Origin of the sequence: Pseudoalteromonas phenolica (assembly GCF_044788725.1) — a bacterium.
In the GTDB taxonomy this organism is placed as follows: Bacteria; Pseudomonadota; Gammaproteobacteria; order Enterobacterales; family Alteromonadaceae; genus Pseudoalteromonas; species Pseudoalteromonas phenolica_C.
The window spans coordinates 1,765,363-1,781,399 of record NZ_CP173161.1 but is presented as its reverse complement, the minus strand read 5'-3'; the positions used below and the strand labels follow the sequence as shown (position 1 = coordinate 1,781,399).

Genomic DNA, 16,037 nt, shown 5'->3' with positions numbered 1-16,037 from the left:
TTAGTCTGGTGCAACGATTTTAAAACCAATTCCGTGTACTGTTTTGATTAGCGGCTGCTCAAACGGTTTATCTATAGCATTACGAAGTGTATATATGTGACTTCGGACCGCATCGGTATCAGGCATATCATCCCCCCAGACTTTTTCAACTAATTGCCTTTTACTCAGGGCATTTGGATAAGCTTCTGCAAGTAGTTTAAGCAGTAAGAAATCAGTTTTTGAGAGTTTTATGTTCTGGCCTCCCCGGTGTACTGTTTTTTGATTAAAGTCTATTTCTAAATCACCAATACATGTCTTCTGAGACTTATGTAATTGATGCCTTCTAGCGAGTGCTAAACAGCGAACATAAACCTCTTCTAACACGTAAGGTTTTGTTAGGTAATCGTCTGTGCCGTGTGAAAAGCCATCAAGTTTTTCTTCAATACTGTCTCTTGCGGTGAGCATCAACACCGGAATATTCGAAGCAAGCTTTGATTTGATAAAATGACAAAGATTTAACCCATCTGTATCGGGTAAAGTTAAATCTAATATCACAACATCAAAATGTTCAGACTTGAGTAAGTTAGTCGCTGTTTGACCATTGCAGGCATAGTCTACGACCATGCCTTTTTGCATAAGAAAATCACACAGCTGCTCTGCTAATTGCTGATTATCTTCAACCAATAAAATGTGGTTTCTTATTTCGTTCATTTTGCTGTTTTTTTCCGAATTAATTCTAGTGTGGCCGCAATGGTCTTATCATCCATGCTTTGCGTGATGCTATTGCCTGGTTCAATTTCATAATGTGGTTGAACACCTTGTTGAGTCAATTCCCCGCTCGGCCTAACTAACAATCGAGTCGTAATATAGGCTCTCAACTCTGAATGAGGTAAGTTGAATAAATTTCCCTGCCCTGATTGATTGGCAAAACCTTGTGTTGGCTGACCGACTAAGGTTGCAAAGCCATTATCTTTTAAGGTCGTTGCCAATACGATGGCTGCTGAATAACTCATAGCGCCTGTCAGTAAATAAACCTTACCAGTAAATCTGATATCGTCACTCATTGGCGTTTCCCAATCATCCCAATCCGTGTCGACAATTTCCCCTACTTCACCTTTATAATGAAACCAACCACGGTTGTCTTTGTTGAGTTTTTCTTGCAGCCCAGAGACCAATCTAAATGGTTTATTTGCAAGGTAGCGACTTAAATAGGCAACGGTATCCGTATTACCACCGGGGTTGTTTCTAATATCAATAATAAGAGAGTGAATGTTTAACGTCTTAATTTGCTCAAAACTGTCATCAATAAAATCTTCAAACTCGCTCGGTTTTATATCAAAGTGATCTAAATACAATAAACCGATACCTTCTTCTAACTCTTTAAAGTAATGGTTTTGATTTGTTTCTCCTGAAATAACGCTCTCTGTCTTTTGCCAATCTTGGTCTTGGGTGATCTGCAGAGTTTTAGTTTTCCCCTCAACTTCTATTTCAAGTTTAAATTCATTAATAAAGCCATATACAGCCCATAAGTTAACTGGGAACCTCGCTGCAACGACCTTTTCACGAAGAAGCTGACTTTCACCACCTGTATATTTTTGCATGTCTAATACAAGGTCTTTTGTCGAAATACCATTAATCGACAAAATTTTACTTTCAGCCACAACCCCTTCAATACCTGACTGATAGTCGTTTTGTATATATAGCTCTTGCTGTGAATTGATAAATACTTCAAAAGGAAAAGGTTTCGCACCTTGTTCTTTAAGCAAGCTATATTCTTGGTAAGGCCAAATCAAAAACGCATGACCATCATTAAATTTATGGCTGAGTTGACCTACTATTTTGTAAAACTCGGTTCGCATTAAAGGCCGAGTAATTTGCGACTTGAGTACTTCAGTGTAGCTTTTTAGCTCAGAGACTTGAGTGTATTTTTCAAGGTTTGGGTGACGCTCCAGTGCGCCTTGTAATAAAGCATCAATATCTTGATGCATTTGTTCAACAGATAAATGCTCTGTAAGTATAGTCTCATCAGACAAGTCAGGCATTATCTCTAAATGACTACCTTGGCAGGCAACTAACACGGGTAGTACGCACGCTATCATCAATGACTTATTAATGGGTTTAAGAATTTGTTTGAACATCGCTTTGCTCCTTTGTGATATGTCACAAAGATATCAAAACGCTTGTGAAGGTTTTGTCGTGAAATGCGAATGATTAATTTCAGCTACAGGATAGGCACCCGCTTTACTCGCCGTGTTTGCTTGATATTAAACAAGTTTGCTTTAAGGGCTTGGAAGTCTTTGAGTTGCTTATCACTTTGTACTTGCTGCTTTAACGAAGTATAAATAATATTGGATTCTAATAAATACTCTTTAGAAAACCCGTTTTGCACGGCTTTCTCTGCTAGTTGTATAAATTGCTCAGGGTCTTTGTTATTTAACGCGATAAGCGAAGCGATAAATTGATTGGAGCCTTTAACTTCCTCTGAAGCTTCTCCCTTCGTCTTCCTTTCTTTACCGTCAACTAAATTTGCAAGAAGCAACGCTAGATGTGCATATTTACTTTGGCTATGAGCAACCCGCTCTAAATGAACAAGTGACTTATCTATTTTTCCTTGTAACTCTAAAGCACTTGCCATAAGTAGATGGGCTTCAATAAATTTTGGCTTTAAGGTCAGTAATTCAGTTAAGGTTTTTTCTGCTTTCTCATATTGTTTAGTCGCCAAAAAATACTCAGCTTGAGTCAGTAAATAAAACGCATCTTGCGGAGAAGACGCTACCAATGAATCTAAATGACGTTCACTCCAACTAAACATGTTTTTATTTAACAGAACCTGAGCCCGTATCTTTTGTACAAGCGGATTGTCTGGTTGTAGTTTATGTGCAATTTGGATCGCCTGCCACGCTCCTGAAATATCACCACGGTGATTCAGTGCGCTAGATTTGACGGCATGCGCGTTTACCCATTTGGGCGAAAGTGAAATAGCTTTGTTCGCATTTTCAATGGCGTTTTTATATTTTCCCTGCTCAATTTGCACATTCCCAAGCGCAACATAAGGCCAAGGTTGGCTGTTCGAGGCGTTAACTGCCTTTACTGCAAATTGATAGGCTTGTATTAAATCGTCTTCATTAGCACCATGTAACTTATGATTAGTTAAATACAATTCGCTTAATATTGATAAAATGGCGACTTTATTGCTGGCGTATATGATTGTGTTTTCTAGCTCACTAATCCCACTATCTATTTTGAAACTGTCTTGTAACCCCATAAAGCGAGCCACATCTAGCTCAATCGATGCATCGTGAGATGATAGGCTTATATTTGCTTTTACTGGTTGCTGTATCTTGCTTGGCTCTGTTTGCTTAAAAACACCTAAAGCAATCATCCCAAAGATGACTAATCCACTAAGTATGACACGGTGCCTAATAGAAAAATGAAATTGTGGACTTACAAGTTTGGATTGATTTAGTTGTTCATCATTTAGGCCAACTGTATGTTCTACAAGCTTAACTGATAAGTTTAAACGATACCCTAGACCTCGCTCTGCAATAATAGGCTCTAGTTTTTCTCCATTTGCCAAAACTTCCCTAAGGCGAGATACACGTTTTTTAATGGTGTCTTCTGAGACGATTTTCCCCTGCCATACATAATCCAAGAGTATGTCATGAGAAACGACATTCGGTGCGCCTTCAACCAAACACACTAATAATCGATAAGATAACTCAGGCAAAATAAGCTCTGTAGAACCTTTAAATAATTTTCGTTCTTCAAGGTTTAAAGTTAGGTTTTCTCCGACTTTATAAATTGACATCTTATTCCTTAAATACCCTTAACTAATTCTTATTATTAGATAAGTTCTTTTGTCACTGTGCGTCACCCTAACTCACTTTAAATCCCTCTTCAATTAGTTTGAAAGTCGTTAGATTAAATACGTGTTTAATTTAGGGAAATGTATGATGCGTACAAAGATACTATGTTTACTTATATTTTTTGCTTCATTTTTAAGCGTAGCAAATGAAATCAAACGCAAAGAAATAGACAAGCTACTGACTCAATATCACCAATTAGAGCAATTTAACGGTGTCGCGTTGGTCAGTCATAAAGGAAAGGTACTCTTTAATAAGGGTTATGGCAAAGCCAACTTCGAGTGGGACATTGATCATACTGCTGAAGGTAAATTCAAAATCGCTTCAATAACTAAGCAATTTACAGCCATGTTGATACTGCAACTCGTTGAGCAAAAAAAGCTAAAGCTGGATGCAAAGTTAATCGAATACTATCCAGACTACAGAGCAGATACTGGCTCGAAAATTACAATTAGACAGTTACTAAATCACACATCGGGCCTTGGCAATTTCTTTCACCTTGAAGGCTACAAAGCTGTTGAAGCAAGAAACCCTTACACACTTGACGAGTTTATCTCAAAGTTTTGTAGCGAAGATTTAAACTTCAAGCCCGGCACCCAATTCAGATATAGCAATGCGGGTTATACCATTTTAGGTAAAGTCATCGAACAAGTAACAGGCAAATCTTATAGCGAAGTTTTAACACAGCAAATCTTAAAACCGCTTAATATGAATAATTCTGGATTTAACCAACAACACTCTGTCCTAAACAATCGAGTGACTGGTTATGAACGACTATTAAATCGTTTAGAACACCCAAGTTTTATAGACATGTCAGTGCCCTTTTCTGCTGGCAGTATGTATTCAACTGCCATGGATTTGTACCTTTGGGACCGCGGCTTAGCCGAAAACAAAATATTATCTAAACCGTTAACCACAGTTTTGTATCAAGTCACTGAGCATAGAAACTATGCAGCGGGCTGGTTAGTTGATAACTACCCAGAAGAGCGATTTGGTAAACCACTCACGCGAGTTCATCATGGCGGTATGATCCCAGGTTTTAATGCCAATATCAGTCGTGTGTTAGAAGACGACACTTTAGTTGTGCTGCTTGATAATACGGGTGGTGCGCCAATGACAGCAATCACCGAAAAGGTGTTGAGTATTATCTATGACAAAGACTATGAAGAGCCTGAATTAAGGCTTTCACAAAAACTCTATAAAATGATCATAGAGCAAGGAACCTCTCCATCAATCGCTTGGTATAAAACATTGATAGCGCAACAAGAAGGGTTTAGTGAGCGTCAATTAATCAGATTTGCATATGAGCTTGTTGATGCTAACGAACAACAAGCTGCTATTGCATTTTTAACGCTAAACACAAAACTCAATCCAGAATCGCAACGAACGCAAGAAGCCCTTGAAAAGATAAAGCTGCTTTAATACCTTATTGGTGAATGAACTTATTTTTTCAGCTCATCACTTAATAGATCAATCAAGCGCCGGACTTTTGATGAAAGGTGCTTGCGACTTGGATAAACAGCATAAACATTGACTGTTGGTTGCTCATACTCTGAAAATAAGATCTCTAAATTGCCTGATTCTAAGCCACTTGATAAATAAAATTCAGGTAATCGAGTTATACCAACCCCAGCTTCAACCAATGCAGTTTCTGCTTCACCGTTATTACACTTGGCTTTGAGTTTAACATCGACAACAAATGGTTCAGCATCCCTGGGCTTAAACTCCCATTTTTCAGGATTCTTAAGATTACTATAACCAATGCAATGATGGTTAATGAGCTCTCTGGGGTGATGAGGTCGACCAAATTGAGCAAGATAAGATTTCGATGCCACCACATAGGTGGGGCACGCATAGATTTTTTTACAAATTAGGCTTGATTCATTTAATGCCGGTGTTGCTCGTATAACTAAATCGAATCCATCCGCAACAATATCAACGTGTTTATCACTCAAATCTAAATCAAGGGTGACGTTTGGATACTGTTTAATAAAACTTACTACAATGGGTTGAATATGTGAGCGATAGAGCCCTATAGGACAACTTAACTTTAAATTCCCTTTTGGCGTATCGTCTCCCTGTGTGACTAGATTGAAGGCGTCTTGTGCATCACTTATGAGCTGTATGCATTGCTGATAATAAGCCTCACCTTCAGGTGTAAGCGCCAAAGAACGTGTGGTTCTATTTAACAGCCTTACACCGAGTCTCGATTCAAGCTTATTCATTTCTTTAGAAATATGAGAATTAGAATGGCCCAATTGCTGCGCGGCACTTGCAAAGCTTCCTCGCTTAACCACTTCAACAAAAATTTCTATACCTTCAAACAGCTTATTCACAGTCATATGGAAACAGTGTAAACACAAACAAGGGATTAATAACTAAATAAAGATAATATAGACTATATTTCATTGAGTCGAGCAATGAATTGAAGACTCATCACTTAATAAATGAGGAAGAAATCATGAAAGTATTAGCATTTGCAGCAAGTAGCAGCCGTCAATCAATTAACAAACATTTGGCTCAGTACACAGCAAATCAAATTGGTAACGCAGACGTTGAATTATTAGATTTAAACGATTTTGAAATGCCAATCTATAGCTCAGATCGTGAAAATGAATCAGGTATTCCAGAACAAGCACAAACTTTTTTCAAAAAAATTGGTGAAGCAGATGCCATTGTCATTTCATTTGCTGAGCACAATGGCTCTTATACTGCGGCTTACAAAAACATTTTTGATTGGACATCAAGAATTGATATGAAAGTTTACCAAGGTAAACCAGTTATTTTGTTAGCGACTTCACCAGGTCCCGGTGGCGCGCAAAGCGTACTCGCTTCTGCAGTAGGTTCATCTCAGTTTTTTGCGATGGATGTAAAAGGCTCACTTTCTGTACCGAGTTTCTATGATAATTTCGACTTAGAAACCGGTCAGTTAACAAACCAAGAGCTTGTAGACCAAATCAAAACTATCACTGCTTTGGTTTAAAATCTTCTATGAGCTGTGTATAAACACAGCTCAATTTTAAAATTTAATCACTTTTGCTAAAAGTTGATCATAACGACCTGATTGTTTCATTCTAAGTAAAGCTTCATCAAACATCTTCAGAATATCGGCATTATTCTTATCTGCTTTCGATAACATGATGTGGCTATTTTTGCGCATGAAGGGCTGTTCGATATGCCCTATGTTTTTCACTTCTTGCTCTGAAAAATGCTGACGCAACAAATAGTAGCCAACCGCCATTTCTTGTGGGTAAATAGATACTCTGTTTTTTAACAACATACCAAATGCTTGCTCATCATTAGACACTCTGTGCATGTTGATTTGTTTCGCTCGAATAATGTTATCTAGGTCGATGCCATAACTGAAATCTTCAAGGCCAACATAGCTATACGACTTTAATGCTTCAAAGCTATCTAGTCTCGGCTTATTTTTTCTGTTGTAGAAAAATACATGCTTTTCTTCTAATACTGGCTCAGAGAAATAGAATTCACTTTCTCTAGACTCAGTTTTAAGCCATAAGCCGGTGCCATCAACTCTCCCTAATTGTGCTTGCTCCATCGCTCTCGCCCACGGGTAAAATTCAAAAGCAGCTTGATACCCGATATCTGAAAATGCCTCGGTAATTATCTCAGCAATGGCACCGTTATTCGGTAAATCACTGCCCATATAAGGCGGCCACTCTCCAACAGATAAAGTGATTTGTTTCGCTGAAACGAGAAAACTTGAAAATATAAATACTAAAGAAAGTACACAGACATATATTAACTTTTTCAATGTGACACCAATCATTATCAAACCTAAATTAACTTTAGACGATAATTATGGATAAAAAGTGGAAGTAAAACCCAGAGTCTAAATTTCTGGGTTTTAGAAAAAAGATTAAAGTCGCTTAGTTAGCACTATGGCAATGCCTAACATAACTGACGAAACCAATAAGCAGGCACTTAAGCCATAATATTGATACATAACACCAGACAATACAGTGCCAGTTAAGCGCCCTGCTGCGTTGGCCATATAATAAAAGCCCACATCCATTGATACGCCGTCACTGTCTGCACATCTCACAATCAGGTAGCTATGCAATGATGAGTTAATGGCAAATACAGCACCAAAAATTAGCAAACCACCAACAAGGATAAGTTCTGGTGAGAAACTTGAATCTAAACTCAATACTATCATTGCCGGAATCACTGCAAGGGTAGTAACCCATGACAGCGCTGATTGCTTACTTTGGGTTAACGCCATATTTCGACCAGTTACTTTGGGGGCGTTTGCCTGTACTAAACCGTATAAAATGACCCAAACAGCCATAAAAGTGCCTACAGTGCTACTTTGCCAGCCCAGTTCACTGACAAAATAAACTGGCAATGCAACCACAAACCATACGTCTCTGGCTGCAAATAAAAATAGTCTCGCAGCTGAAAGTCGATTGATTTGCGGGCTTTTTGAAAACATTTCAGTGAATTTAGGTTTTGCTTTCTTTTTACCTAAGTCTGCTTTTAATCGCCATATACTCAATAGCCAAACAAGTGTCAGCATACCTGCCATTAACCACAATGCGCCTTGAAAGCCAAATAAGGTCAATAGCAAACCACCTAAAAAGAAACCGACACCTTTTAGCGCATTTTTAGAGCCTGTTAAGATTGCAACCCACTTATACAAAACACCATCGGCGTCTTCAGGGACCAATTTTTTTATGGCACTTTTGGCGCTCATTTTATTGAGATCTTTTGCGATGCCAGATAATGCCTGAGCACACATAACATAAACAACAGTCAACCACTCTGGGTTAATTGCAAGCATAACCAATGCGAAGATTTGAATAGACAAGCCCAGATTCATAGTTTTATTCAAACCAAGTCGCGCACCTAGCCAACCACCCACTAGGTTAGTAACAACACCAAAGAATTCATAAAACAAAAACAACATGGCGACTTCAAGTGCACTGTAACCAAGCTGGTGAAAATACAACACCACCAGCATTCTGAGCGCCCCATCTGTTAATGTAAACGCCCAATAATTACTGGTGATGAGTAAATATTGTTTTATGTCATCCGAAAGTTTGGACAACATCTAGATTATCCCCACTTTTGCTCAATAACATATCGAACTAAATCTGCAGTTCGATTTGCATAACCCCATTCGTTGTCGTACCACAGATACATTTTTACTTGAGTACCATTTACGACCATGGTTGATTGCGCATCAACCACACTGCTTCTTGGATCTGTTTTATAATCAATTGACACAAGTGGACGAGTCTCAAAACCTAGAATGTCTTTTAGTTCACCTTCTGCCGCTTCTTTCATCCATTCATTGATTTCTTCAGCAGTAGTCGCACGGCTTACTTCAAATACACAATCTGTGATTGATGCATTTGCTAGCGGTACGCGAACAGCATGGCCGTTTAGTTTACCTTTCAATTCAGGGAATATATGTGTAATTGCAGTAGCTGAACCTGTCGTTGTTGGGATCAAACTCATACCACATGCTCTTGCACGACGAAGATCTTTGTGTGGCGCATCAAGAATGGTTTGAGTATTGGTGATATCGTGAATTGTGGTCATTGAACCATGCACAATACCAATTTTATCTTGTAATACTTTAATAGGTGGCGCTAAACAGTTCGTTGTACACGATGCTGCAGTCACAATGTTGTGCTTTTCAACATCAAATAAGTCATGGTTTACGCCATAAACCACATTCAGTACACCCTCTTCTTTAACTGGCGCAGTCACGACGACCTGTTTTACACCTTGATCAAAATAAGCTTGAAGTTTAGCTTTGGTCTTCATCACTCCAGAGGCTTCAATCACCAAATCACAGTTTGACCAATCAGACGCTTCAATGGTTTTATTCTGAGTAACTGAAATCGTGTGGCCATTGATTAGCATAGTATCGCCTGCGAAATCTACTTCATGGCTCCAGCGACCATGCACCGAGTCAAAATTCATTAGATGTGCCAGTGTTTCAGCATTGCCTGCTGGGTCATTGATCTGAATGATCTCAATACCTGCACTATCATATAAGGCACGCATAGTTAGGCGACCCATACGGCCAAAGCCATTAATTCCAACTTTTATACTCATGTTTACTCCCAGAAATTAAACGAAGACACATCGATTATGGTCAACTTTCTTGAAAATGTGGTTACTACTTTTAAGGAAAAACTGTTCGCCTCAAAACATATGGAAAATCATATATTCGATTTTCCATATGTTCAAGTTTATTTTTCGTTCTGGGAGATTAGAGCGGGTTATTTTAGGAAAAAACCATGTTTGAATGGATCTGAGTCTTCTAAAACGAAGTTAGAAAATGCAGTGATATATGCAGTGCCAAATACTCGTGGTATTACAGCGTTATAACCATGAAATTGTGTTTCTTTTTGAATTGTTACGTCAAAGCTACTCTCTACGATACTTTCAATGGTAATTTTGTCACCTGCATTTATTTGCTCTCTTGCATGTAGTATTGCAGCTCTTGCACTTACACCTGTCCCTGTTGGGCTTCTATCAAGCTCACCATCAGCAAATATGCACACATGTTTACTATGGCTTTCTTTGTCCTTCGTTTGAGATGACGAATAAAAAATCACGCCATACAAAAAACTTAAACTTTCATCTACTGGGTGGGAAAGCACTAAAGAGTCGTTCACTAAAGCTTTTATTTCTTCTCCAAGCTCAGATAATTTAACTGCATTTGCTTTTGACAACGAGATACCAAGCTTGTCTGCATCTACGTAAGCATAATAGGCACCACCAAAAGCAACATCAGTTGTAAAAGACCCGAGAGCAGGATGATTAATTTGGTGATCGAGTTTCACTATAAAGCTGGCAACATTATCAAAATACGCCTGTCCATTTTTATAGTAGGCAGTTACTTGCCCTGCTGGTGAATCAATTTTTAGTTCCTCTTTTTCTTTAAAGTGGCCAGCTCTTTCAGCCAATGTAGACAGTGCAATGATGGCATGACCACACATAGTGCTATACCCTTCGTTGTGAAGAAATAACACACCAAAGTCACTATCTGCTCTTTCACTTTCAGTGATTAAAGCACCATACATATCTGAGTGACCTCTTGGCTCTCCCATAATAGCCGTTCGTAAATGATCTTGATGCTCAAGACATTCAAGCCGCTTTTCAACTATGCGCTTAGATTTAAGACCAGAAAACCCACTGGTTATGACTCTTAACGGTTCACCACCAGTATGCATATCAATACACTTAATCTGCTGGTTTGCGCTTATATCAATACAAGATAAATTATTAACAAAATTAGACATAGCTGCCTCCTCGATCAAAAAATGCCAAGCAAGCTTGGCATTGGGTGAATGCGGAGCTAAAAATTTAACTCCGCAGCACGGGTATTTTCAGGGAGATTAAAAAACCATACGTGCAGTCAGTGAAACATAGCGAGCTGCTTGACGACCAGTCACCATGCCATAATCAGGGTTAAGTTCAATACCATCATCACCATAGCGAGTACGCTCTTCGTTAATGTTTAATGCACTATCAGCATTTAGCAGGTTATAAACCGTTGCCTTAAGTGATACGTCATTACCCATTAACTGCGTGTAATATGACATTGATAAGTCTACGTTTGTTACCCAAGGTAATGTACCTGCTGTACCTCGAGGAGCCGGGTTACCATTTTCGTCATAGTGAGAAGCGTGGTCATAATAACGACTGATACATGCATCCCATGGGCTGCCCTCTGCACAACTATCTACACCTTGAGGGTGAACTGAGAAGTAACTCTGCGGACGACCTGATGTTGTGCGCGCAACCAAACCGGCAACAAAATTGTCTGTAATGTTGTACGAACCAGAGAATTTAATTGAATGACGGTGATCATTCGGTAAATTACCATAGCCATGGTCCATTAAATCTGCATAGTCATACGATGTTGTCCAACCTGGATCTGCTTGGTTGTTGTCGGTCTTAACTAAACCTTCTGTATTACCATAGTTTTTCGACCATGTGTAAGACGCATTGATCCTAAAGTCATCAGTCACGTTACCATCTAATGTAAATTCAACTGCAGTATATTTTCGAACTGCATCTTGTAATGCTAATTCGTCTGCACTTAAATTGATCACATCAACCGTGCCATCACCATCAAAATCATATGACATTTCAATGGCTTCACCTGGGTTGTTCAGAACATAGTATGAGCCTTGGCCTACATTATCTGTAATACCCATTTCAGCTAATTTCTTAGCAAGTACTGGACCTACGTCTGTATCTTCTACACTGCGACCTAATTCGCGATGAACAAAACGTACACCCGCTGACATTGTGTCAAAAATCTCTTGCTGATAACCAATGGTGATTTCATCTGAATACATTGGCTTTAAGCTTGATGAAGCTATTAGACCTGGCTCAGTGATACCGCGTTGACGCCAGCGACGGTCACGCAACATATCACCACGACTTGGTGAACCATCAGCTAACAGTACTGGCGTACCATCTGCATTTACGTCGCCCATTTCATGGTACTCGAACCATTCAACTGACGCAGAGCCTTGCGTGATATTCATGTTTGCAGAAACTGGTTGGTAATAACGACCAAATGTTGCGAACACCTTAGCCGTGCCGTCACCGTGTAAGTCATAGATAGCTTGAAGACGTGGTGAGATCTGATCTTTCATGTCTACATAAGCACGGCCATCTGATACCGTGTTTTCAAATTCACTATAACGAACACCAAGATTTAAAACTAACTGCTCAGTAACTTGCCAAGTGTCATTAATGTAAAAAGCTAAAGATGTTGAATCTGAATCAACATCACGTGTTCTAACACGTCGTTCTATGAAAGAGTCACCTTCTGCCGCGCCTGAGATATCATCAACACCTGCGTTTTTGATTTCCCACCACCCCATGCCATCACCAATACCGTTTTGGCCTGAGCTAAATTTCACTTTAACCTTGTTGTAGTCGATACCGAATTGTAAAGCATGCTCATCTAAATCAAGCGTGAAATCTACACGCGCTTGCTCACGAACATACTCCTCTTCAGATACTGTTGAAGTTGTGTGTTGACTTAGTGTTGTCCAACCATTTCTAGAATCCCATACACCAGGATCGGTCGATGCAACAACATTTTCAACATTTTCTGTAACCTGACCGACAACCGCAGATACTGACATGGTATCTGTTAAGTAACCGTTATAGTTCACACTGAAAACTTTACCGCCATCTTCACCAGGTGCAGCAACACCTTTTTGATCGCCAATGACATTAGTTTGCCAATCATAAACAAAATTTGTTGTATCCCAAGTACGCTTGTTATTCATTGCTGAGAAACCAATTGAATGGTCTTCATTAATGAACCAATCTAGCTTTGTGAACCAGCGATCTTCTTCGGTAGAGGTAGAGCTGAAAGTTGTCTGTCCAGCGCCTTCACTGTCTGAACGACGTGGTGAAAATAATGCGTAAGCAAATACTTTATCTTCAATTAACGCACCCGATGCCCAAACTTGAAACTCTTTAAAATCATATTCATCACGCTGTGTATTTGTTGAAATTGTGCCATTAGACTGATAAATCGAATCATGGTTAGATTCTAGGCTTGATGGATCCCAGCGAACCTCTGCACCAAAATCAAAGTCATTTTCACCCGATTTAGATACCGCGTTTACGATACCACCCATCGCACCACCAAACTCAGGACTAACACCGCCAGTTTTGATTTGCGTTTGAGAAATCGCTTCCCAAGGTAAGCGAATTGAGCCTAAGCCTGTTTTGATTGAGGCAACATTAAGACCGTTAAAGTAATAGCCATTTTCAGCCGAAGATGCACCACCAAAGCTTGATGCACCGTTAAAGTTACTTCCACCTGGCGCTGATGTACCCGGAGCGAGAAGTGCGATGCTTTCAAAACCTGTGTTAACTGGCATCATGTTTAACTCTTCATCACTGAAAGTTACACCTGATGTTGAATTACTTAAATCGACTCGACGAATAGAGGCACCAGTCACAGCGATACGCTCAATGTCTTGGCCAGCTTGCGACATTTGTGCATCAATGATCATTGATTGACCAATGGTAACGTTTACATTTTCTTGTAGTACACTCTGGTAACCATCTTTTTCGATTGTCACATCATACGTACCGACAGGTACATTACGTAACAAGTATTCACCTTCAGCATTGGTTGTCACTGTATATTTCAAACCTTTGGTTTTGTGCTTGAACGTCAGTGTTGCACCAATAATATCTGAACCAGTTTTTGCTTCGATATGACCTTTAACAATACTACTACCATCAACTGCGAAAGTTGGTGCATGCCAGCTTAGTGCTGCAGCAATTGCAGTTGCGGCAAGGCTTTTTCTTAGATAGTTGCCTTTTTTATTATTGTAATTCATGAGTTGTCCTACTCCTGTGAGTTTTGCGTTTTTGGTAATGACGGATAACACAATACACACGTTTTATATTGTATACAATATTTTATTTTATAAATTATTAACTAGAATGTGTAACAAAATATACAATATTCACGAATAGCTAAGGTTTAAGGTACAGTCTGAGGAGTTTATAAACAGAAAATTATTTTGTAAGAAGTGTAGATTTTTCAAAAAACAAAAACAAAAAACCCCGCATTTGCGGGGTTCTAAACTAGCTCTGTGGTGATTAGCTCATCGCCATCAACATTTTTGCAGGATTTTCAAGGTAAGCCTTCCATAGATTATTGAATCGAGCAATTGTGCCACCGTCAATAACTCTGTGGTCGCCAGACCAACTGACTTGCATAATTGCACGAGAAACGACATTACCTTGTGAATCAAAACGAGGTAAGTGCTGTAATTTACCTAATGCCACAATCGCCACTTCAGGCTTATTAATAATTGGCGTTGCAGTTGTACCACCAATTGCACCTATATTCGAAATCGAAATTGTGCCGCCCTTCAAATCATCAGGCGAAACGCGTCCTTCTCTAGCTGCATCAGTTAAGCGTGTTACATCCTGGGCAACATCTACTATAGATTTACTCTGACAACCCTTAATATTTGGCACCAATAAACCAAGTTTTGAATCTACGGCCATACCAATATTGTGATCATCAAAGTAGGTGATCTCAGTGCAGTCGTCGTTTACTTGTGAGTTAACGATTGGGAACTCTTTAATCGCAAGCGAAAGTGCCTTAATAAAGAATGGCATCATGGTTAGCTTAATACCCTCTTTCGCATATTGCTCTTTAAGCTCTTTGCGAAGCGCGATCAGGTCAGTTAAGTCGATTTCATCGCTGAATGTGAAGTGTGGAATAGTCGAGACCGACGCAACCATTTGTTTTGCCATCGCTGCTTTCATGCCACGAATCGGCTCTACACGTGTGCCGCCTGAAGTAACAGCTTGAGCTGCCTGTGCAACTGGTACAGTGTTGTTTGCTGAAGCTGGTTTGGTTTCAACAACAGCTTGTTGCGAAGTCTCACCATTTACAAAGCGAGCAATGTCTTCTTTATACACGCGACCATTTTTACCAGAGCCAGGTACCAAATTAATGTCGATATCTTGCTCACGCGCTAAACGACGAACAGCTGGAGACGCAATTGCTTTACCATTTTTAGGTAACTGTGTTTTTACTGCAGTACTTTGCGTTTCAGCTTTTGCTGCTGGTTTACTTTCAGCGGCAGAAGAAGTTTGAACATTGCCATTACCACCAGCTAAACGCATTTGGAATAAAGGACTGTGAACCTGCGCAATTTCACCCTTTTGGTAATAAAGCTTTTCAACCACACCATCGTATTTAGCTGGGATCTGTACCAAGGCTTTGTCAGTCATTACGTCACACACAGCTTGGTCTTCAACTATGGTGTCACCTTCGCTGACTAACCACTCAACGATTTCGCACTCAACAATACCTTCACCAATGTCTGGCAGAATAAAGTCTTCTAAATGTGAACCTGAGGTGTCTGATGATGTTTGAGTGTCATTAGCTACTTCAGCAGGTGCTGTCCCCGCCACATCCATTGCAAAAAGTGGTTCATGCACTTTAGCAATTTCACCTTTTTTATAGTGTAACTGTGTAATAACACCATCATGCACTGCTGGAATTTGTACCAGCGCTTTGTCGGTCATTACGTCACAGATAGGTTGATCTTCTTTTACTTCATCACCGACTGAGACTAACCATTCTACAATTTCGCACTCTACAATGCCTTCACCAATGTCTGGTAAAATAAATTCTTTTGACAT

12 protein-coding genes are annotated in these 16,037 nt (G+C 39.5%); 2 read left to right on the top strand and 10 right to left on the bottom strand.

Annotation, left to right across the window (positions count from 1 at the left end; genetic code table 11):
• From ACH784_RS08165 to ACH784_RS08155, 3 genes are all read right to left on the bottom strand, one after another.
• Complete coding sequence (locus tag ACH784_RS08165) at positions 1-690, bottom strand: response regulator transcription factor (protein ID WP_404394918.1); 690 nt, start codon at positions 688-690, stop codon at positions 1-3.
• On the bottom strand, positions 687-2,117 hold the full coding sequence (locus ACH784_RS08160; protein WP_404394916.1) for a S41 family peptidase: 1,431 nt from the start codon (positions 2,115-2,117) through the stop codon (positions 687-689). The genes ACH784_RS08165 and ACH784_RS08160 overlap by 4 nt, the downstream gene beginning before the upstream one ends.
• Positions 2,118-2,200: 83 nt before the next feature.
• A complete protein-coding gene (locus tag ACH784_RS08155; RefSeq protein WP_404394914.1) occupies positions 2,201-3,787 on the bottom strand; it encodes a tetratricopeptide repeat protein in 1,587 nt (528 codons plus the stop codon).
• Between the two features lie 142 nt (positions 3,788-3,929).
• On the opposite strand from ACH784_RS08155, the gene ACH784_RS08150 reads away from it, so the two are divergent.
• Positions 3,930-5,264, top strand: coding sequence for a serine hydrolase domain-containing protein (locus tag ACH784_RS08150; protein WP_404394912.1), 1,335 nt, complete (start codon positions 3,930-3,932; stop codon positions 5,262-5,264).
• Between the two features lie 20 nt (positions 5,265-5,284).
• On the opposite strand, the gene ACH784_RS08145 is transcribed toward ACH784_RS08150, so the two are convergent.
• Positions 5,285-6,184, bottom strand: a complete 900-nt coding sequence (locus ACH784_RS08145) for a LysR family transcriptional regulator (protein ID WP_404394910.1) — start codon at positions 6,182-6,184, stop codon at positions 5,285-5,287.
• A gap of 119 nt (positions 6,185-6,303) precedes the next feature.
• Here ACH784_RS08145 and ACH784_RS08140 point away from each other — a divergent pair, with 119 nt between their 5' ends.
• Positions 6,304-6,825: an NADPH-dependent FMN reductase gene (locus ACH784_RS08140; RefSeq protein WP_404394908.1), complete on the top strand. Its 522-nt coding sequence runs from the start codon at positions 6,304-6,306 to the stop codon at positions 6,823-6,825.
• Between the two features lie 36 nt (positions 6,826-6,861).
• Here the strand turns inward: ACH784_RS08140 and ACH784_RS08135 are convergent, their stop codons facing one another.
• The 6 genes from ACH784_RS08135 to ACH784_RS08110 form a co-directional block, all read right to left on the bottom strand.
• On the bottom strand, positions 6,862-7,617 hold the full coding sequence (locus ACH784_RS08135) for a substrate-binding periplasmic protein (protein WP_404394906.1): 756 nt from the start codon (positions 7,615-7,617) through the stop codon (positions 6,862-6,864).
• Positions 7,618-7,722: 105 nt separating this feature from the next.
• Positions 7,723-8,916: an organoarsenical effux MFS transporter ArsJ gene (arsJ, locus tag ACH784_RS08130; protein WP_404394904.1), complete on the bottom strand. Its 1,194-nt coding sequence runs from the start codon at positions 8,914-8,916 to the stop codon at positions 7,723-7,725.
• Between the two features lie 5 nt (positions 8,917-8,921).
• Positions 8,922-9,932, bottom strand: coding sequence for an ArsJ-associated glyceraldehyde-3-phosphate dehydrogenase (locus tag ACH784_RS08125; protein WP_404394902.1), 1,011 nt, complete (start codon positions 9,930-9,932; stop codon positions 8,922-8,924).
• Between the two features lie 167 nt (positions 9,933-10,099).
• Positions 10,100-11,125: a proline racemase family protein gene (locus tag ACH784_RS08120; RefSeq protein WP_404394900.1), complete on the bottom strand. Its 1,026-nt coding sequence runs from the start codon at positions 11,123-11,125 to the stop codon at positions 10,100-10,102.
• A gap of 96 nt (positions 11,126-11,221) precedes the next feature.
• On the bottom strand, positions 11,222-14,209 hold the full coding sequence (locus tag ACH784_RS08115) for a TonB-dependent receptor domain-containing protein (protein ID WP_404394898.1): 2,988 nt from the start codon (positions 14,207-14,209) through the stop codon (positions 11,222-11,224).
• A gap of 265 nt (positions 14,210-14,474) precedes the next feature.
• Positions 14,475-16,037, bottom strand: a complete 1,563-nt coding sequence (locus ACH784_RS08110) for a dihydrolipoyllysine-residue acetyltransferase (protein ID WP_404394896.1) — start codon at positions 16,035-16,037, stop codon at positions 14,475-14,477.

Excerpts from the sequence above, each read along its gene's own strand:
- ACH784_RS08165 (WP_404394918.1), bottom strand. The coding sequence starts at position 690 with ATGAACGAAATAAGAAACCACATTTTATTGGTTGAAGATAATCAGCAA.
- ACH784_RS08160 (WP_404394916.1), bottom strand. The coding sequence starts at position 2,117 with ATGTTCAAACAAATTCTTAAACCCATTAATAAGTCATTGATGATAGCG.
- ACH784_RS08155 (WP_404394914.1), bottom strand. The coding sequence starts at position 3,787 with ATGTCAATTTATAAAGTCGGAGAAAACCTAACTTTAAACCTTGAAGAA.
- ACH784_RS08150 (WP_404394912.1), top strand. The coding sequence starts at position 3,930 with ATGATGCGTACAAAGATACTATGTTTACTTATATTTTTTGCTTCATTT.
- ACH784_RS08145 (WP_404394910.1), bottom strand. The coding sequence starts at position 6,184 with ATGACTGTGAATAAGCTGTTTGAAGGTATAGAAATTTTTGTTGAAGTG.
- ACH784_RS08140 (WP_404394908.1), top strand. The coding sequence starts at position 6,304 with ATGAAAGTATTAGCATTTGCAGCAAGTAGCAGCCGTCAATCAATTAAC.
- arsJ (WP_404394904.1), bottom strand. The coding sequence starts at position 8,916 with ATGTTGTCCAAACTTTCGGATGACATAAAACAATATTTACTCATCACC.
- ACH784_RS08125 (WP_404394902.1), bottom strand. The coding sequence starts at position 9,932 with ATGAGTATAAAAGTTGGAATTAATGGCTTTGGCCGTATGGGTCGCCTA.
- ACH784_RS08120 (WP_404394900.1), bottom strand. The coding sequence starts at position 11,125 with ATGTCTAATTTTGTTAATAATTTATCTTGTATTGATATAAGCGCAAAC.
- ACH784_RS08115 (WP_404394898.1), bottom strand. The coding sequence starts at position 14,209 with ATGAATTACAATAATAAAAAAGGCAACTATCTAAGAAAAAGCCTTGCC.
- ACH784_RS08110 (WP_404394896.1), bottom strand. The coding sequence starts at position 16,037 with ATGTCAAAAGAATTTATTTTACCAGACATTGGTGAAGGCATTGTAGAG.